General features: G+C 44.7%; 17 protein-coding genes. 9 read left to right on the top strand and 8 right to left on the bottom strand.

What is annotated here, in order from left to right:
• Position 1 precedes the first annotated feature (1 nt).
• The 4 genes from CLV93_RS06280 to CLV93_RS06265 all read right to left on the bottom strand — a co-directional run bounded on the left by CLV93_RS06280 (position 2) and on the right by CLV93_RS06265 (position 4,188).
• Positions 2-1,582, bottom strand: a complete 1,581-nt coding sequence (locus tag CLV93_RS06280; protein WP_106541309.1) for a sensor histidine kinase — start codon at positions 1,580-1,582, stop codon at positions 2-4.
• Between the two features lie 353 nt (positions 1,583-1,935).
• Positions 1,936-2,652, bottom strand: a complete 717-nt coding sequence (gene rnc, locus CLV93_RS06275) for a ribonuclease III (protein ID WP_170108878.1) — start codon at positions 2,650-2,652, stop codon at positions 1,936-1,938.
• A 16-nt stretch (positions 2,653-2,668) separates the two neighbouring features.
• Positions 2,669-3,919: a beta-ketoacyl-ACP synthase II gene (fabF, locus tag CLV93_RS06270; RefSeq protein WP_106541307.1), complete on the bottom strand. Its 1,251-nt coding sequence runs from the start codon at positions 3,917-3,919 to the stop codon at positions 2,669-2,671.
• A gap of 32 nt (positions 3,920-3,951) precedes the next feature.
• Positions 3,952-4,188: an acyl carrier protein gene (locus CLV93_RS06265; RefSeq protein WP_025862964.1), complete on the bottom strand. Its 237-nt coding sequence runs from the start codon at positions 4,186-4,188 to the stop codon at positions 3,952-3,954.
• 209 nt (positions 4,189-4,397) lie between these two features.
• Between CLV93_RS06265 and purN the strand changes: the two genes are divergently transcribed.
• Positions 4,398-4,958: a phosphoribosylglycinamide formyltransferase gene (purN, locus tag CLV93_RS06260; RefSeq protein WP_106541306.1), complete on the top strand. Its 561-nt coding sequence runs from the start codon at positions 4,398-4,400 to the stop codon at positions 4,956-4,958.
• A 41-nt stretch (positions 4,959-4,999) separates the two neighbouring features.
• On the opposite strand, the gene CLV93_RS06255 is transcribed toward purN, so the two are convergent.
• The 3 genes from CLV93_RS06255 to leuS form a co-directional block, all read right to left on the bottom strand.
• The gene (locus CLV93_RS06255; protein ID WP_106541305.1) at positions 5,000-6,328 is read right to left on the bottom strand and encodes a peptidoglycan DD-metalloendopeptidase family protein; all 1,329 of its coding nucleotides are present in this window, start codon (positions 6,326-6,328) and stop codon (positions 5,000-5,002) included.
• A 54-nt stretch (positions 6,329-6,382) separates the two neighbouring features.
• Positions 6,383-7,240, bottom strand: a complete 858-nt coding sequence (locus CLV93_RS06250; protein WP_106541304.1) for a YitT family protein — start codon at positions 7,238-7,240, stop codon at positions 6,383-6,385.
• Between the two features lie 90 nt (positions 7,241-7,330).
• Positions 7,331-9,991, bottom strand: coding sequence for a leucine--tRNA ligase (gene leuS, locus CLV93_RS06245; RefSeq protein ID WP_106541303.1), 2,661 nt, complete (start codon positions 9,989-9,991; stop codon positions 7,331-7,333).
• Positions 9,992-10,237: 246 nt separating this feature from the next.
• Between leuS and gdhA (CLV93_RS06240) the strand changes: the two genes are divergently transcribed.
• The 8 genes from gdhA (CLV93_RS06240) (at position 10,238) to CLV93_RS06205 (ending at position 18,100) form a co-directional block, all read left to right on the top strand.
• Positions 10,238-11,605, top strand: a complete 1,368-nt coding sequence (gene gdhA / locus CLV93_RS06240) for an NADP-specific glutamate dehydrogenase (RefSeq protein WP_106541302.1) — start codon at positions 10,238-10,240, stop codon at positions 11,603-11,605.
• Positions 11,606-11,967: 362 nt separating this feature from the next.
• Positions 11,968-13,302 (top strand): NADP-specific glutamate dehydrogenase, encoded by a 1,335-nt coding sequence (gdhA, locus tag CLV93_RS06235; RefSeq protein WP_106541301.1) that lies wholly within the window; start codon positions 11,968-11,970, stop codon positions 13,300-13,302.
• Between the two features lie 167 nt (positions 13,303-13,469).
• The gene (locus CLV93_RS06230) at positions 13,470-14,234 is read left to right on the top strand and encodes a TatD family hydrolase (RefSeq protein ID WP_106541428.1); all 765 of its coding nucleotides are present in this window, start codon (positions 13,470-13,472) and stop codon (positions 14,232-14,234) included.
• 161 nt (positions 14,235-14,395) lie between these two features.
• Entirely contained in the window at positions 14,396-15,433 is a 1,038-nt protein-coding gene (locus CLV93_RS06225) for an asparaginase (protein WP_228492060.1), read from the top strand.
• Positions 15,434-15,659: 226 nt separating this feature from the next.
• A complete protein-coding gene (locus CLV93_RS06220) occupies positions 15,660-16,496 on the top strand; it encodes a MotA/TolQ/ExbB proton channel family protein (protein WP_106541300.1) in 837 nt (278 codons plus the stop codon).
• A gap of 21 nt (positions 16,497-16,517) precedes the next feature.
• Positions 16,518-16,967, top strand: coding sequence for a hypothetical protein (locus tag CLV93_RS06215; RefSeq protein ID WP_106541299.1), 450 nt, complete (start codon positions 16,518-16,520; stop codon positions 16,965-16,967).
• 63 nt (positions 16,968-17,030) lie between these two features.
• Positions 17,031-17,609 carry an ExbD/TolR family protein gene (locus CLV93_RS06210; protein ID WP_106541298.1) on the top strand — a complete coding sequence of 193 codons (579 nt, stop codon included), beginning with the start codon at positions 17,031-17,033 and terminating at the stop codon, positions 17,607-17,609.
• Positions 17,610-17,626: 17 nt separating this feature from the next.
• Positions 17,627-18,100: an ExbD/TolR family protein gene (locus CLV93_RS06205; protein WP_106541297.1), complete on the top strand. Its 474-nt coding sequence runs from the start codon at positions 17,627-17,629 to the stop codon at positions 18,098-18,100.
• 125 nt (positions 18,101-18,225) lie between these two features.
• Here the strand turns inward: CLV93_RS06205 and aspS are convergent, their stop codons facing one another.
• On the bottom strand, positions 18,226-19,986 hold the full coding sequence (aspS, locus tag CLV93_RS06200; protein WP_106541296.1) for an aspartate--tRNA ligase: 1,761 nt from the start codon (positions 19,984-19,986) through the stop codon (positions 18,226-18,228).
• Positions 19,987-20,046: the final 60 nt, after the last annotated feature.

The raw sequence follows: 20,046 nt of genomic DNA, 5'->3' as shown, positions 1-20,046 counted from the left end.
TCTATTGTACTTTAACGGGCAGATAGATTCTGAAACGGGTTCCTTTACCAGATGCGCTGTCCACTTTTATCTGGCCGTTGTGGACATCGACTATACGCTTAACGTACGATAATCCCAGGCCAAAACCTTTGACATTATGGACATTCCCGGTAGGAACGCGGTAGAATCTCTCAAAAATTTGTTTCTGATGTTCTCTTGGAATTCCTATTCCATTATCTTTTACTGCAACCACTACCCAACCATTTTTGTTCTCGGTAGAGAGTTCTATTTCCGGATTTTCTGTGCTGTATTTCACTGCGTTATCCAGCAAATTGAACAACACGTTGGTAATATGAACCTCGTCACCTTTCACAATCGGACGATCGGCTGCAAAATTTGTATGCAAGACTCCGTTTTGCGAGCTAACCCTTATCTGGAAGTTTGATGCGACAGTGCCGGCCACATCATTCAGATTAATCTCCGCCATTTTAAGTTTCAGGCGGCCTTCGTTGAATACCGCCATCTGTAACACCTTCTCGACCTGATAACTTAGTCTTTTACTTTCGTCGAAAATTACACCCGACACGTGTTCAATCGTCTTCGGGGTATGAGTTACAGAAGTATCCTTTAGCATTTGCGACGCAAGCGAGATAGTAGATATCGGCGTTTTCAACTCGTGCGTCATATTGTTAATAAAGTCGTTCTTTATCAGCGAAAGCTTCTTCTGCCGCAAAATGATATGCAACGTTATGGCAAAAATCCCGATGATAATAAACGTCAAAAGAATTGAAGGGATAACCAGAAAACCGGTCGATTGTATCAAAAACCCACGCTGTTCGGGGAAATATACCGTCAGAAAATTGGGCTTAACGTTGATATCATTCTGGAACAACAATTTCCGGTATTTCGTGGCGTGGCTCGGATCAAACCCATCGCTTCCCATCAACACCGTTGACTTGCCACTTATCTGCGATTCGACAGCATACTGATAGTTAAGTGTAATTCCGCTGTTGCGGAGTTCCGTGTTCAGCAGATGCTTTAAATAATCAGGGTCAATTCTTTTGTTAATCGGGATACTGGAACGGTTCAGATTAAATTCCATCGAACGGATCACCCGCTCTTGCCGGGCAGAGCTTTGTTGGAACTTTTTCTGCATCATATTATCACTCGCTGCGGAGTTGTTCCCCAGAAACTCAATCGTGCCCATGCTGCGGTGTTGCACATGCACCTGATTCGAATCGCCAAATGAGATTTTGGTTTCAGTCTTCACTCCACTGCGGTAGGATGAAGCTGACATATTGTATGACAAACTCAGTTCCCCTTTGGCAACCTTTTCGTTCAAAGGCTTTATAGCGCCCGAGTTCGGAAAGAAGCCCGAGCCACCTCCCGGTGTCGAGGGATCGTCCTCTCCATACCAAAAGAGGTTCATCTCTTCGCTCTCGAGTTTATCGACAACATCCTCCAAGGCACGGTTAACCAACAGGTTAAAGTGTTCCTCCTTAAGCTGCGACGTGCGCTTAATTGCCATTGTCTGAAGCCAGATCAATGCCACAACAGCAATTGCCATTGTAAGGCTTAGGAAGTAGATCACCTTTCTGCTCATGGATACAAAGATAACTTACTTGGGTTATCTGCTAACCAGCACTTAACAATATTTAACAATATCTTAGATTGATTAGCAATCAGATGCATTTGAAATTAACATTTTAAACGAGACAAACACAGGGAAAGCAGGCAGGAAAAATGGGATGATGTATGATCAATTTTTAACTCGTTTTAACATATTGCCGATTGCATTTTAAAATAAAAAAACTATGTTTGTAACATAAAACGTGGTTAATAGGTTTTTAATTTTTGGGGTTAACTGAGTTTTTTCACAAGGTGAATTTAGGTTTTGGTTTAAAAGGCGGGTAGTTCCCGCCTTTTTCTTTCTACGACAATTTACGGGAAAATTTCTTAGTCCTGAATCTTCATCAAAGCCACCTTGGCAGCCTGTTGCTGTGATTCCTTTTTCGAATATCCATCGCCCTCGCCGAACAGCTCTCCTTCAACAATTACCTGCGAAACAAAAGGCGGCTTATCTCCCGTGGTACCCGGATTATCCTGGGTCTTAAACTGCACCTCTTTTTTATTCTTCTGTCCCCACTCAATCAACTGGCTCTTGTAGTTGGTATCCTTCTTTTCCAGTTTATGAATGTCGACATAGACCGACAAGATGCGCTTAACGATGAATTTCTTGGTCTGCTCGTATCCTTTGTCGAGATAAATGGCGCCAATCAGCGCCTCGAAAGCATCACCGTAGATGTGGCTGGTCTCGTTAGCAGAGTTGGTATTCGATTCAACAAAACGATTCAGACCCGTTTTAAAAGTAAGTTTGGTAAGAAAGCTCCGGTTGACCATCCGGGAGCGCAATTGGGTAAGAAAGCCCTCGTCTTTATGAGGAAAACGGTTGTAAAGATAATCGGCCACTACGGCACCAAGAATGGCATCACCCAGATATTCGAGGCGTTCGTTATTGACCGGATAACCGTGAGAATCGACCGTGGAAGCCGACTTATGAATAAACGCAATGTCGTAAAAGTGCAGGGTTCCGGGGTAGAACCCAAGCAATGATTTCAAAAACAAATAAAACTCTTTCCCCGGCGAGGAAAAGAGTTTTATTCTTTGCTTCAAAGCCTTTATCACTTTCTTATGACAATTTTTTGAAGATTACAGTCGCATTGTGTCCGCCAAATCCAAATGTATTGCTAAGTGCAAAATTAATCTGGCGTTCTTTTGCGTGATTAAAAGTAAAATCAATGTTCGGATCAACTTCCGGATCCAATTCAAATTGATTTATCGTTGGAGGTACAATGCTGTTCTGCATTGCCAAAATAGAGGCAATACTTTCAACTGCACCAGCCGCTCCCAGCAAGTGACCTGTCATCGACTTGGTTGAACTCACACTTACCTTGTAAGAATGGTCACCAAATACTTTCAGGATTGCTTTTGGCTCGGCAACATCTCCCAGCCCGGTAGAAGTACCGTGTACGTTAATGTAATCGATATCTTCAGGTTTCAGACCGGCATCGTCCAGCGCATGCTTCATTACCAGTGCAGCACCTTCTCCTTCGGGATCAGGAGCAGTCATATGGTAAGCATCCGTTGACATGCCAGTGCCAACCAATTCCGCGTAGATGGTCGCGCCACGGCGAACTGCGTGTTCATATTCTTCGAGGATGAGTGCACCAGCACCTTCTCCCATCACGAATCCATCACGATCTTTATCGAAAGGCCGCGATGCCGTTTTCGGGTCATCGTTACGCGTTGAAAGGGCACGCATGGCATTGAAACCACCAACACCCGCCTGGTTGATTGCTGATTCGGAACCACCGGCTACGAACATATCGGCTTTTCCGAGCCGGATATAACTCGCTGCATCAATTAATGCATGGGTTGCCGAAGCACAAGCAGTAACCGTGGTAATGCTGGGTCCCCGAAAGCGATATTTCAAGGCAATATTACCACTGGCCATGTTGGCAATCATCTTAGGAATGAAGAAGGGGGTAAATCGCGGATTTTCCGGATTTGAATTGAAGGAGGTTACTTCCTGAAAGAAAGTATCCAAACCACCAATACCTGCACCCCAGATCACACCAACCCGGTCCTTATCGATTTTTTCCAGGTCGATTCCTGAATGACTGATTGCCTGGTCAGCAGCGATGTAAGCAAACTGAGCATACATGTCATGTTTGCGAACTTCCTTGCGCTCGAGGTAATCATTCGGGTCGAAATCCTTTATTTCGCAGGCAAACTGCGTTTTGAATTTGGAGGCATCAAAATGAGTAATGGGGCCGGCACCGCTAACCCCATTCCTCAGGCCTTCCCAGAATTCCTGGATATTCTTACCGAGCGGGTTGATCGTACCTAAGCCGGTAACAACAACTCGTTTCAATTCCATGGTAAGTTTTTAAGACCTTTATTCAGTAATAATTACTTTCCGTTCTCTTCGATGTAAGCAACAGCTTCGCCTACAGTACCGATTTTTTCAGCCTGATCATCAGGGATAGCAATATTGAATTCTTTTTCGAATTCCATAATCAGCTCAACGGTATCGAGTGAATCAGCTCCCAAGTCATTGGTGAAAGAAGCTTCGTTAGTAACTTCGCTTTCATCAACACCAAGTTTGTCTACAATGATCGATTTAACTTTAGCCGAAACGTCAGACATAATTTCTAAATTTTAACGTTAATACTATGAATAAATTTAAACTATGATTTTTTCAAATCAACGGGTGCAAAGTAATAAAGAAACCCAATTATTTTCCAAATATTTGTTCCATAATATGGCTTTTCGTCAGGGTAAAACGGCTTCCTAAGCCTGTTTTCGAATTCATCAGTCGAATAGTCAATTTTCAAATAGCACACAAAACTCTAATTATGAAAAACATAGCCATACTTGCATCGGGTTCAGGAACAAATGCACAAAACATAATACAGTATTTTCAAGACCATCCAACCATCCGCGTCGATTCGGTTTGGAGCAACCGCTCAGACGCCTATGTGCTCGAAAGAGCAGCAAAATATGGAATTGAGTATGGCTCCTTTAACAGGAAAGAGTTTTACGATTCGGAAGATTTCCTGAATCGACTCAAAAGCCGCAACATCGATTTAGTTGTTTTGGCAGGCTTTCTTTGGTTGGTACCCACCAACCTCATCCAGGCTTTCCCGACTATTAATATTCACCCGGCCCTGCTACCAACGTATGGTGGTAAAGGAATGTACGGAATGAAAGTACACGAGGCAGTTGTCGCCAACCAGGAAAAGGAAAGTGGTATCACCATTCACATGGTCGATGAAGTTTACGATCACGGAACCGTTTTACGCCAGGAAAAGTGTCCTGTCCTCCCGGACGACACACCGGAGTCGCTGGCTAAACGCATCCACCAATTGGAATACCAATACTTCCCCGAGGTGATCGAAAATTTTTTAATGAAATAATCACCATAACTGGAAAATCCGTACCAAAAATTCGAAAGCTGTTATTGATTATCTGCAGGCGTGCTGTGAATGACATCGGCCACAGGAATTTGATCGGTTTCGTTGCCGGGAATCGGGATAGTCATTAACTCATTCATGAGTGAATCCCGATGCTCCTCAAAACGCACCATATTCTCTTTCTTCACCGGTTCTACAGGCGGCGCTTTCACTTTTAGCGGATCGACAGCTGTACCATTTTTATATACCCTGAAATCGAGGTGTGGCCCGGTAGCTAGTCCTGTCATTCCTACATAGCCAATCAACTGTCCCTGCTTAACACGCACACCGGGGTGCATGCCCCTGGCAAACCGCGAAAGGTGCATATAGGAAGTCGTGTAGACAGAGTTGTGTTTGATGTATAAGTAATTGCCGCCACCACGTGCCTGGTAACCCCGGCGCGTAATCACTCCGTCACCAATTGAATGAACCGGTGTTCCGGTCGGTGCAGCGTAATCAACTCCATGGTGCGGTCTTCTGATTCGTAGAATAGGATGATAGCGGCTGTTGGTAAAACGCGAACTGATGCGCGAATATTTGAGTGGAGCTTTCAGGAAAGCTTTCCGCAAACTCTTGCCGTCTTCGTCGAAATAATCGGCCCGGCCGTCCTGATCGAAATTGAACGCATAATAATCATCACCCATGTTATTAAAACGGGCGGCATAAATGGTTCCGATACCAATGGATTTTCCATCGACATAATTCTCATCGTATATTATCTGAAACCAATCTCCCCTCTGAACTCCAAAAAAGTCAATGGTCCAGGCATAAATCTCTGAAAGGTCGATAGCCAGAATCGGATTCAAATTATTATCCGTCATTGCGTTCCACAGGGAAGAGTTAATCTGACCAAATGCCACCTTGCGTTTGGTTATCACCGGTTTCTGACCGGCTTTCACGCGAAGTGAATCGCCGCTAAGATCGAATGTATAATAATCAACAGGTGAATCTTCGTAAATGAAATAACGGGGAGTATGCAAAGAATCGTGAGCCAGGAACATAGAATAGGCACTTCCTGCCTTGATCCGACGCACATCAAAAACGCCTTTTGCATTCCGGGCAAGCTGATCGATAGCCTGATACGACACGCCATATTTTACCAAAATATCCGAAAGGTTCTGATTGCGCCGCACCTTCTTATTTTCAATAACAAAGGAATCAACTGGCAGTCCAAACTTTAAAACTGGCGGCGGTAAAACCTTTGCTACGCTATCAATTGGTTGAGTAACCGATAAATCTTCCTGCCCCGATTTTGTATTCTTCCGGATGATAAAAAATCCCACAACAACAATTATCAAAACGGCCAAAACAATCCCCGGAATCCACTTTTTCATTTGCTTCTACTTTCCCTGATTTAACATATGATAATAATCACAACACAGACAAAGTTAATATTTGATTTGGTCAAATCCGTGACCAAATACACCCATTACGGAGTTCTGGGATATAAATGCATCAGGATCAATCTGTTTTATTTGTTTATAAATTGGAGAAGCCTCTCTTTTTCTGACTACCGTCATAATCACTTTTACATGTTTCCGGGTGTACCAACCTGTTCCGTCGAAAACAGTTAGTCCCCGATTTGCTTGATAAACAATATAATCCGCGATATCATCGTAGCGCTCGGAGAAGATAAACATCTGAACCGACTGCTTGGCACCGTTCAAGAACGAATCGACCGTATAAGAAACGACCCACATCGAAACGTAACCGTACACCATTCCCTCTACTGATTTCAGAACGAAAAACGAGGAAGCAATAATAATCACGTCGCAATACATAATAATACGTCCCGGGCTTACATTCCGATACTTATTAATAATCATCGCGATAATATCGGTACCACCGGTACTTCCTCCACGATTAAAGACAATTCCCAGGCCGGCTCCCCCCAGGATACCTCCCAGAACAGCAGACAAAAACTGATCGTCGATAATAGGGTGAGTAAATATCGACTGTAATACATTCAGAAATACGGCCATCACCGCCATACCGAAGATCGTCTTCACCCCGAAGCTTGTCCCCAGTATTTTGATGGCTGCCAAAACAAGGAAAATATTAATAATAAAATAGGTATACCCGGTTTCTATTCCCGTCGTGAAGTAAATAACCGTTGCCACACCCGTAATTCCGCCACCAATAATCTTAGCGGGAATTAAAAATGCAGCTACACCAAAAGCATACAGGAATAACCCTAAAACGATAATTGCGTAGTCCCGAACCTGATTATATACTTTTCCGCTCATCTCGATTAAAATTTGCGCAAAAGTAGAATAAAAAAAAGCACGGAAATCATGATTTTTCCGTGCTTTTTATGAAGATTGGATTCTTTACAATTACTTAACAACCACGTTGATAATCTTACCTAGTACGTAAATCAGTTTCACCACGGTTTTACCTTCCGTCCAACGTTTTGCAGCCTCATGTTCCAGTACTGCTTTTTCAGCATCATCTTTCGAAATATCTAACGGAAGTTCGAGTTTGAAGCGCATTTTTCCATTAAATGAAACCGGATACTCAAAGGTATTCTCAACCAGGTATTCTTCGTTCACTTTGGGCCATTCAGCCAAACTTACACTGGCATCGTTCCCGTAGAGGTTCCAAAGCTCTTCCGCAATGTGCGGAGCAAAAGGAGCCAACACCTGCATAAATGTTTCGGCAGTCAAACGGGAAACTTTGCCCGCTTTATAACAGTGATTGGTGAACACCATCATCTGCGAAATCGCGGTATTGAACTTCAAATCTTCTACGTCATCGCCTACCTTCCGGATGGTTTGATGTAAAAGCTTCAACGTCTCTTTGGTATCGTCTTTTTCACTGACATTGTCCAGGTTGGAGAAGAAGGTGAATACCCTTCTCAGGAAGTTATACACACCTTTCACACCGGTATCGGTCCAGGGTTTGGTGGCATCCAGCGGCCCCATAAACATTTCGTACAGACGCAATGAATCGGCTCCGTATTCTTCTACCACGTCGTCCGGATTGATGACGTTCTTCAGCGATTTGGACATCTTGGCCACAATCTGCTTCAGCTCCTCACCGGTTTCGATATGGAAATAACTGCCGTCACGTTCCTCCACCATATCAGAAGGAACTTTCGAGCCGGAAGCCGTTTCATAAGCAAAAGCCAGAATCATTCCCTGGTTATACAATTTCAGATAGGGCTCATCGGTAGAAACCACACCCAAATCAAACAATACTTTATGCCAGAAACGGCTATACAGCAAGTGAAGTACCGCATGTTCGGCACCACCGACATAAAGGTCAACCGGCATCCAATAGTTCTCTTTTACTTTATCGAATGGAGCCTCATCATTTTTCGGGTCGATATAGCGCAGGTAGTACCAGCACGACCCGGCCCACTGGGGCATGGTATTCGTTTCACGACGGCCTTTCCGTCCATTTGAATCGGTTACATATAACCAATCGCCGGCATTGGCCAAAGGAGACTCGCCCGTTTCTCCCGGCAGATATTTTTCAACATCCGGAAGAATCAGGGGCAGATCTTCGTCTGACAAAACAGAAACTTCGCCATCTTCCCAATGAATTACCGGGAAAGGCTCTCCCCAGAAACGCTGGCGGCTAAACAACCAGTCACGGATCTTGTAATTCACGGTAGCCTTACCCAGATTTTTCGACTCAAGCCATTCAATAACAGTTTTCAGGCCGTCCTCTTTGCTCATGCCGTCAATATCGAGACCTTCGCTTTCGTTAGCCGAGTTGATATAAGCTCCGTCTTCCGTCCAGCAAGCGTCTCCCTTAAGAACCTTTTCACGTAATTCAGGTTCCGCATCTTTCGGATCGAGAATGCAGACAATATCTAAACCGAATGTTTTCGCAAATTCAAAGTCACGGGTATCGTGTGCCGGCACAGCCATAATCGCACCGGTACCGTATCCCGTCAGCACATAATCGGCCACCCACACCGGAATTTTCTTCCCGGTAAGGGGATTAATAGCATACCGGCCCGTAAATACGCCGGTTTTATCTTTCGCCAAATCGGTCCGGTCCAAATCACTTTTCAGTGCAGCCGAGCGCACGTAATCATTAACGGCATCTTTGTGTTCCTCCGTAGTAATCACGTCAACCAATTCATGCTCTGGAGCAATGACCATATAGGTTGCGCCAAACAATGTATCGGGACGGGTAGTATACACCCTGATTTTCTCATCAACACCATCCAGCAGGAAATCCACTTCGGCACCGGTTGACCTTCCAATCCAGTTCCGCTGCATATCTTTCACGCCTTCCGGCCAGTCCAGATTGTCAAGGCCGGTCAGCAAACGCTCGGCATAATGCGGAATACGAAGCATCCACTGTTTCAGGAAACGACGCTCCACCTCTTTCGTACCGCACTTCTCGTGCGAGCCGTCGTTCAGCACCTCTTCGTTGGCACAAACCGTCTTACAATGACGGCAATACCAAACCTGTGCATTATCGTAATAAGCCAGACGCTTTTCATCAATATACTCGCGTACTGCTTCTTTTCCTTTACTTTCAATTTCTGCCGGAACAGACAGTTCTTCTATCGGACGACCTTTCTGCTGCTCCCCATCAAACCACGTATTATATAAACGGGTAAAAATCCATTGTGTCCATTTATAATATGCCGGATCGGTCGTATTGATTTCCCGGTCCCAGTCGTAGCTCAATCCCAACGACTGAATCTGACGGCGGAAGTTGTCACAATTCTTTTGCGTGGTAATCGCCGGATGGGTACCGGTTTGAATAGCATACTGTTCTGCAGGGAGTCCGAATGCATCCCATCCCATTGGGTGAAGGACGTTAAATCCGTTTGCCCTTTTGTAACGGCAAATGATATCGGTAGCCGTATATCCTTCCGGATGGCCCACATGCAATCCGGCACCCGAAGGATAAGGAAACATATCGAGGCAATAGAATTTCGGTTTTGAATAATCGTCTTCTGTTTTGAAGGTCTTATGCTCGGCCCAGTAATTTTGCCAGCTTTTTTCAATCTCCCTGAAGTTGTAATCCATCTTTATTGAGACTATTAAATTCTTTTTTCAACTAAAGTGCGAAAATAAGACTTTATTTTCTGACTGCCGGAAAGCTTCCTAAAAATCATGAAAATAACTTTTAGGTGCCCCGAAAATAAATCGGAGACCAATGAACGGGGCTTTTTCACCTCAAAACATCTAATCCTCAATGATATGTTAAAGAACACCCCGTGTTTAAATTGCATTTTCTACCTTATCATACCTTAATTAATAAAACAAACAGCTATGACAGCCACCGCCACACTTTCATCACCGACCAAACTGGTCGATGAATTCATGTCCGATTTAAGAAAAAAAGATCCGCATGAAGTAGAATTCCACCAGGCCGTTCATGAGGTCGTCGAATCGCTCGCCCCTTACCTGATGGCTCATCCCCAGTACATGAAAGCGAAGATTCTGGAACGAATGACGGAACCGGAAAGAGTCATCCAATTCCGGGTTCCATGGATGGACGACCGGGGAAACATTCACGTTAACCGGGGATTTCGAGTAGAAATGAACAGCGCCATTGGTCCTTACAAAGGTGGTCTTCGTTTCCACCCCAGTGTCAACCTCAGTATCCTGAAATTTTTGGCCTTTGAGCAGACCTTTAAAAACAGCCTCACCAATCTTCCTATGGGAGCTGGTAAAGGTGGTTCTGACTTTGATCCCAAAGGCAAATCAGATGCAGAAGTAATGCGGTTCTGTCAGTCGTTTATGACGGAACTCAGCCGACATATCGGGCCTTACACCGATGTCCCGGCAGGTGATATTGGCGTTGGAGGACGTGAAATTGGTTTCCTTTTTGGACAATACAAACGTCTCCGCAATGAATTCACCGGTTCATTAACCGGAAAAGGAATCGAGTGGGGTGGTTCGCTAATCAGACCGGAAGCAACCGGTTATGGTAATGTATATTTCGCCCGCGAAATGCTCAAAACGCAGGGTAAAGATTTCAAGGGCTTGACGGTTAGCATTTCCGGCTCAGGTAATGTCGCACAGTTCTCAGCTGAAAAAGTGATTGAACTCGGCGGAAAAGTTATTACGTTTTCCGACTCGAGCGGTTACATATATGACCCGGCCGGTATCGATCGCGAAAAGCTGGAGTACGTGATGGATTTAAAAAATAACCGACGCGGTCGAATTAAAGAATACGCTGAAAAGTACGGTGTAAAATACGTTCCCAATGCCCGTCCGTGGAGTGAAAAATGCGATGTTGCATTACCATCGGCTACCGAGAACGAAATTGATGAAAACGATGCCCGCATGCTGATTGAAAACGGTTGTTTCTGTGTAGCTGAAGGAGCCAATATGCCAAGCACGGCTGAAGCCATTCACCTGTACATGAAGCATAAAATTCTGTATGCTCCGGGCAAAGCCTCCAATGCAGGTGGTGTTGCCGTATCAGGTCTTGAAATGACACAAAACTCCATGCGCCTGAAATGGACCCGCGAAGAGGTTGACCAGAAATTGCTGCAAATCATGCAGAATATTCATCACACTTGCGTGAAATACGGTACGCAAAAAGATGGATTCGTCAACTACGAAGTAGGTGCCAACATCGGCGGTTTCCTGAAAGTTGCCAACTCAATGATGGCGCAGGGATTAGTTTGATTTTCTGTTTTCCAATCTATACCGATACGCTCCTTTGCTCCGGCAGAGGGGCGTTTTTTCTTTCTGGCTTTCACGCAATCAGCACCTCATTTATTCATAAGGCCAAAAATCCACTTTCAAAATTCTGACATAAGTCAAACTTCCGGTTTTTTGTGCTATTAAACATACTCCAAAAGCGATATAATCACCTGTTTTTTTGATGATTACAATATTCGTCTTTTTTGAATAATCATTAGGAAGATGAGAAAATGTTTTCTCTACCTTTGACTCTAACAAATTGAAACCGTCGGGGTGTAACTGTCTTCGGGCATTATACCCATACAGAGACGGAATCCATAGGGTTTTTACAAAAATATGTTATCATGAATACCGGTATAGATCAATTCATGGAGGCCTTAAAGGCCCGCACCAATGGCGAGAAGGAATTTCATCAGGCCGTTCAGGAAGTTGTTGAATCTGTTTGGGAGGTATACGATTCGAATCCTCGGTACAAACAGGCACGCATTCTGGAACGCATGGTGGAGCCGGAACGAGTCGTCATGTTCAGGGTTCCCTGGATGAATGACCGGGGCGAAGTTGAAATTAATCGCGGCTACCGCGTCGAATTCAACAGCGCACTTGGTCCATATAAAGGTGGATTACGTTTCCACCCCAGTGTTAATTTAAGTATTCTCAAGTTTTTAGGGTTTGAACAAACCTTTAAAAACAGCCTGACCACCCTTCCTATGGGAGGCGGTAAAGGAGGCTCCGACTTCAGCGCCAAAGGACGCAGCGACAACGAAATCATGCGTTTCTGTCAATCGTTCATGACTGAGTTGAGCCGCCACATCGGTCCGGATACTGATGTACCCGCTGGTGACATCGGCGTTGGCGGTCGCGAGATCGGCTACCTCTTCGGACAGTACAAACGGATTCGTAATGAATTCACCGGAGTACTGACTGGAAAAGGCCTGGGTTGGGGAGGTTCACTCATCCGTCCGGAAGCAACCGGTTACGGTGCCGTGTATTTCGTTCAGCACATGTTAGCCGAAATGGGCAAAGACATCAAAGGTCAGGTATTCTCAGTTTCCGGTTTCGGAAACGTTGCCTGGGGAGCCATCAGTAAAATCAACGAATTGGGTGGTAAAGTAGTTACTATCTCCGGTCCCGACGGCTACATTTACGATGCGGCTGGCATTACCGGCGAAAAGGTTGACTACCTGCTCGAACTGCGGGCAACCAACAACGACATTGTTGAGCCTTATGCCGAAGAATTTGGCGCACAGTTCTTCGCTGGTAAAAAACCATGGGAACAAGCAGTTGACATTGCCATGCCATGTGCTACTGAAAACGAACTGAACGAAGAAGACGCCAAGTTGCTGATCAAGAACGGCTGCTTCCTCGTTGGCGAAGTTTCCAACATGGGCTGTACAGCTGACGCAGCAGAATTGCTGACCAAAGAAATCGCGTATGCTCCGGGTAAAGCAGTTAATGCCGGTGGTGTTGCTGTTTCCGGCCTCGAAATGTCGCAAAACAGCATGCGTTACAACTGGACCCGCGAAGAAGTGGATCAACGCTTACATATTATTATGAAAGAGATTCACGAGACTTGTAAAATCCACGGACGTAACGGAAGTAAGATAAATTATGTCAAAGGTGCCAACGTTGGTGGCTTCGTAAAAGTTGCCGATGCCATGCTGGCACAAGGGCTTGTGTAAGCACCTATCCTAAAAAGCAGAAAGAGCCGTTTCCCTTCCGGGAGATGGCTCTTTTCGCATAAAGCAGGCTCAATTATTTCCAATGTAAATTGCACTTAGGATTCAGATAACATTCTGTTAATGGGTGGATGCTTCTGCTTTTGCTATTTTTGACCAAATTTCGAAAAATGTTTGTTGATACCCATTCACATATTTATTCGCCTGAGTTTAATATCGATCGGACGGAAGTTGTAAACCGTGCCACAACATCCGGAATTAAGAAAATAGTTCTCCCCAATATCGACAGCTCTTCCATCAAACCTATGCTGGACTTGTCAGCATCGTACCCGAATGTTTGCTATCCGTTAATCGGATTACACCCCACTTCGGTAAAGGAAGATTTTCGAAATGAATTGGAAATTGTTCGCTTTTGGCTCGACCGTCACCAGTTTTATGGTATCGGCGAAATCGGGCTCGACCTATTCTGGGATCAGACTTTCGTCGAAGAACAGACCGAGGTCTTTCGCGTTCAGTTGCAATGGGCAAAAGACCGTAAACTTCCGGTCGTTATCCACGTAAGAGATTCATTCGAAGAAGTATTCAACGAAGTAGGAAAAGCTGCGGACGAAAACCTAAGAGGCGTTTTTCACAGCTTCACCGGGACACTGAAACAGGCAGAACAGATTATTGACTGGGGATTTAAAATTGGTGTGAATGGTATTGTTACTTTTAAAAATGCCGGAGTCGATAAAGTAATCTCCCAAATCGATCCCAAACACCTTCTTCTGGAAACCGATTCACCTTATCTTGCACCCGTTCCATTCAGAGGGAAACGCAACGAAAGTGCACACATTGTACAGGTAGCTGCCAAAGTTGCCGAGCTGCACAACACTACTCCCGAAGAAATTGCAGAAATAACCACAAAAAATGCTGAAGAAATGTTTGGAATCTGACCACGCTTCGTTCCAATATTTCTAATTTTGAGGGCAATTTAACCGTGTAGACAAAGAAATCCGGGCCGAACCCGTTCGCCGGACTCAAATTACACGTATTATATTATTGTACTTCATCCAAATTTTCACCGATTCGGCAATTGGTGATAAAAACATTAGGTGTGAAAAACAACGAAAAGCCTTCAATTCATATTATTTATACCGGCGGCACCATCGGGATGCGGGAAGATCCCGACACCCACACACTGGCCCCGATGAAATTTTCCCACATTCAAAATGAAATTCCTGAGTTGTCGAAACTTGGCATAGAAGTGTCGGCAACTGCCTTCAATCCTCCCATCGACTCGTCCGACATGCAACCAGCCATTTGGGCCCGGATTGCCAGAACGGTGCGTCAGAACTACCAAAAATACGACGGCTTTGTTGTTCTTCACGGCACCGATACCATGGCGTACACCGCATCGGCATTAAGCTTCATGTTCGAGAACCTCGACAAGCCCGTTATCCTGACTGGCTCGCAGCTTCCTATTGGTGTTATGCGTACAGACGGGAAAGAAAACCTGGTAACGGCTGTAGAACTTGCGGCTGCCAGCCGAAACGGCCGGGCCATTGTTCCGGAAGTTTGTATTTATTTCAACTCCCGCCTTTTTCGCGGTAACCGCACAACAAAAGAAGATTCAGAGAAATTCAGCGCATTTATGTCACACAATTATCCGATTCTGGCCCGTGCCGGAGTGGATATTGTATACAGCTACGACCGCATTAATTATCCGAAAAACAAAGGAATACTAAAAGTCAACACCAACATCAGCGATAAAGTCATTATCTTGAAGATGTTTCCGGGGATGAACCGGCAGTATATTGAGCATGCGCTTAATCTGCCGGAATTGAAAGGTGTTGTACTGGAATCGTATGGTTCAGGGAATGTTCCCACACACCGTTGGCTGTTAAACGCCATCCGGAAAGCCATCAGGCAAGGGGTTATCTTCCTGAATGTAACACAGTGTTCAGGCGGCAGAGTACAGATGGGACAATACATGACCAGCTATGATCTGCTCAACGCAGGCGTTATAAGTGGAAAGGACATAACCGTTGAAGCAGCTATCACTAAGTTGATGTTTCTACTCGGACAAGAACTCACAACAGAGGAAGTGAAGACTCATTTACAACGGAGTCTGAGCGGGGAAATAACAGAATGAGTTGTTTTTTTTTCAACTTTTTTTTGTAATTTGCGTGCCTGAATTTTAGACCGATCCGGAATCTTTTTAAGCGGAAATAGTTTCATTTGGAAAGAGAAAACGGGGGGCTAATTGAAGAACGAAACAAGGATTTTTTTTTATTTGTTGGAAATTTATTGTAGATCAATAAATCGTAAATAGAAATTAATAGTAAGAACAATTTATTAATCAAAATTCAAAACCAATTATGAAAAAACTATTTGCGTTAATTGCAGTTTTCGGGATGCTTAGTTTTGGCGCATCGGTGGTTGCTTTCGCACAGGAGCAAGACACCACGCAGGCAGCTACTGAACAAGCGGCTACTGATTCCGTAACACAGGCTCAAGCTCAAAGTTCTGACTTGACAGCTGATCCTGTAGAGCAAGCAGCTGCCAAAGCTGAATCAGGCAAGTCTCTTCACAGCATGCTTAAGCAATATTTCATTCAGGGGGGTCCGAGCTTCATGGCATTCGTACTTATCGCCCTGATTCTTGGTCTTGCATTGGCTATCGAGAGGGTTCTTTATTTGAACCTCGCCACTACCAACACCAAAAAACTGCTGGCAAATGTAGAAGATGCATTGAATAGTGGTGGTGTAGAAGCTGCTAAGGAAGTTTGCCGCAATACCCGCGGTCCTGTTGCTTCTATTTTCTATCAGGGGCTCGATCGTTTCGATGAAGGAATCGACGTAGTTGAGAAGTCAATCGTATCATACGGTGGTGTACAGGCTGGTCTGCTGGAAAAAGGACTGAGCTGGATTGCACTGTTTATCGCACTGGCTCCGATGCTTGGTTTCATGGGAACTGTAATCGGTATGATTTCAGCATTCGATGCTATCCAGGTAGCTGGTGACATTTCTCCTTCTCTGGTTGCTGGTGGTATTAAGGTTGCACTTATTACGACTGTAACAGGTCTTATCGTTGCTATCATCCTTCAGATTTTCTACAACTACTGTGTTGCAAAAATCGATAGCATCATCAACAGCATGGAAGATGCTTCTATCTCTCTGCTTGACCTGCTGGTAAAACACAACCTGAAGAAGTAATTACAAAATTAATTCGTACCCATGAGTAGTAAAGTAACAAGAATACTGACTATTATTCTTTGGGTCATGTTGGCGTTGTCAGCAATCTTTATCGTACTACTGGTCGATAAGATTGACACACCGCAGATGGACTCAATGATAAATCTTAACCTTCGCTGGGCCTACATACTCTTTGGCATTGCAGCTATTGTTGCTGTCGGATTCTCCGTTTTCCATATGTTCTCATCTGGAGAAAAAGCCAAGAAGAGTTTGATGGCTATAGGAGTGCTTGCAGCAGTAGTCATTATTGCAAGCCTGCTGGCATCGTCAGAAATTCCGAATTTCTACGGAGCTCAAACGATGGTTCAGAAGGGAACATTGACCCCTGAAGTTGCTAAATTCACAGACACCCTGCTCTATACCACCTACATCTTGTTTGGCGGAGCCGTTTTGTCTGTTATTTATTCGGGTCTTTCCCGTTTCTGGAAATAAGATTTAAATCAGAATGAAAAAGGGTAACTTTTTCATCATAACTGAACATGAAATTAAATAAACATGCCTAGAAAATTACCGGAATATAATGCTGCATCTTTGGCTGACATTGCCTTCATGTTGCTTCTCTTCTTCCTGGTAACAACTACCATGGACGTTGATTCTGGGCTCGAACGTAAGTTGCCACCGCCACCTCCGCCGAATCAGGACTTGAGCAAGCAGCCACAAATTAAAGAACGTAACGTCTTTGTTGTGCTGGTGAACAAGAACGATCAGTTGTTGGTGGAAGGCAAACCGATGCGCGTCCGCGACCTTCGCGAAGCAGCGGAAAATTTTATGGCCAACCCAAATAACGATCCGACGTTACCGGAAAAAGAAGTGAAAGACGTTCCCTTCTTTGGTCCGACGGAAGTAACCAAGGGAGTCATCTCGCTGCAGAATGACGTAGGTACGACATACGGTACCTATATCGCGGTCCAGAATGAATTGGTAGGCGCTATCAACGACTTACGGGACCAGCTGGCACAACGGAAATGGGGAAAATCCTATGACGATCTCGATAGAGATCAGCAAAAAGCTATTCAGGAGATTTACCCATCACGTATTTCAGAAGCTGAGCCCAAAAAAGTTGGTAAAAAATAATTAGGAGGATTTAAAGAATGTCAAAATTCAGAAAAGACGACAAAAAGGAAACTCCACCGATTTCGACAGCAGCTTTGCCTGACATTGTATTTATGCTTCTGTTCTTCATCATGGTGTCGACCACCATGCGTGAGGTAACGTTGAAAGTACAAGTTAAGTTGCCCCAGGCAACTGAGTTGAGCAAACTGGAGCGTAAATCTTTGGTGAGTTACATCTACATCGGCCCTCCTCAACAGCAATACCAGGCACAGTTAGGTAGCGAACCGCGAATTCAGCTGAACGATTCATTTGCCACTGTTGGCGACATCCAGGATTTTATTGTATCCGAAAGGGAAGCACACGACGAGAACGAAGTTCCGTTGATGGTTACCTCTCTTAAAGTGGATCAATATACCAAGATGGGTATCGTTTCAGACGTGAAGCAGGAATTGAGGAGAGTTCAGGCTCTTCACATCAATTACTCAGCCAGAAAACGTACTGAGAAAAATTAAGATGTACACTAAATAAAAGAAAGCGGTCTGAAATTCAGGCCGCTTTTTTTGTGCCAATATTTTTACCTACAAAAAACGGCTGCTCATAAGAACAACCGTTTTAATTAGTAACGCGTACGCTAAATTTATTTCTTTTCTTTCTGCGGAACGACTTTCAGCGTGAGTTCTTCCAACTGTGCATCAGCAATGGTCGACGGACTGTCAATCATTACGTCACGCCCTGCGTTGTTTTTCGGGAATGCAATCACATCGCGAATACTGTCGAGTCCGGCAAACAGCGATACCAAACGGTCGAAACCGAATGCAATTCCTGCATGCGGAGGCGCACCGTATTTAAACGCATCCATAAGGAAACCAAACTGCTTCTCAGCCTCTTCTTTGGTAAAACCGAGTGTTTTAAACATTTTGGCCTGGAGCTCGCTGTTGAAAATACGAACAGAACCGCCACCAATTTCTACTCCGTTAATAACAAGGTCGTAAGCATTTGCATGAACCTTGCCCGGATCGGTATCCAACAAATCCACCTCATCCAATTTTGGCGATGTAAACGGATGGTGCATGGCAAAATAGCGCTGTACTTCCTCATCCCATTCCAACAGCGGGAAATCAACTACCCACAATGGACGGAAATCATCACTTTTAACCAGCCCTAACTGCTTGCCCATCTCCAGACGAAGTATTCCGGCAGCTGTTTGTGTTGCCACTTTATTGCCTGATAAAACGAGCAACAAATCACCTGGGACGGCCCCGAACGCATCGGCCCATTTCTTCAAATCATCAGCGCTGTAAAACTTATCAACTGACGATTTAAATGAGCCGTCTTCGTTATATTTCACATAAACGAGCCCTTTGGCACCAACCTGCGGACGTTTAACGAAATCAGTCAACGCATCCAGTTGCTTGCGCGAATAGGAAGCTGCGCCGGAAGCACAAATACCTCCAATATATTCAGCGTCGTCAAACACTTTAAAGCCATTTCCCTTCACCGTTTCGGTTAGGTCATGGATTTCCATTCCAAAGCGAATATCGGGTTTGTCTGAGCCATATTTTTCCATTGCCTCTTCATAGGGCATACGCGGAAACTCACCCGGGTCGAAACCTTTCAGTTCCTTGAAAAGATATCGGGTCAGTCCTTCAAACATACCCAGCACGTCATCTTGTTCCACAAACGACATCTCACAGTCAATCTGTGTAAACTCAGGTTGCCGGTCTGCGCGAAGATCCTCATCGCGGAAGCATTTTACAATCTGATAGTACCGATCAAAACCAGCAACCATCAGCAACTGTTTGAAGGTCTGCGGTGATTGCGGAAGAGCATAAAACTCGCCGGGATTCATTCGCGAAGGGACCACGAAGTCGCGGGCTCCTTCCGGTGTCGACTTGATCAGAACCGGCGTTTCTGTTTCGATAAAATCCTGATCATTCAGGTAATTTCTTACGTAATGGGCCATCCGGGCACGAAGCTCGAGATTCTTGCGAACATTTTCCCGACGTAAATCCAGGTACCGGTATTTCATACGAATTTCATCACCGCCATCCGTATCTTCAGCAATGGTAAACGGAGGAACAACCGATTGATTCAGAACCTTGACTTTTTTGAGCTCCACCTCCACATCTCCGGTAGGAATTTTGCTGTTCTTGCTCGCGCGTTCTCTCACGACACCCACAATCTGGATGACAAATTCGCGTCCCAAGTGATTCACAGCATTCTTAATTTCAGCCGAAGCAGTATCGTCAGCGACCAGCTGCGTGATACCGTAACGGTCACGGAGGTCAACAAAAGTCATTGCACCGAGGTTGCGGACCCTCTGCACCCATCCGGCAAGCGTCACTTCATTGCCAGCCTGGTTGATTCGTAATTCACCGCAATTATGGCTTCTGTACATCGATTATTCTTTTATAAATTTGAATGCAAAAGTACAAAAGTTCTAAAGAAAACAGGAAGC

The organism is Prolixibacter denitrificans (genome assembly GCF_003014495.1).
GTDB lineage: Bacteria > Bacteroidota > Bacteroidia > Bacteroidales > Prolixibacteraceae > Prolixibacter > Prolixibacter denitrificans.
The sequence above is the reverse complement of the archived record's forward strand: the minus strand, read 5'-3'. Positions and strand labels throughout refer to the sequence as shown.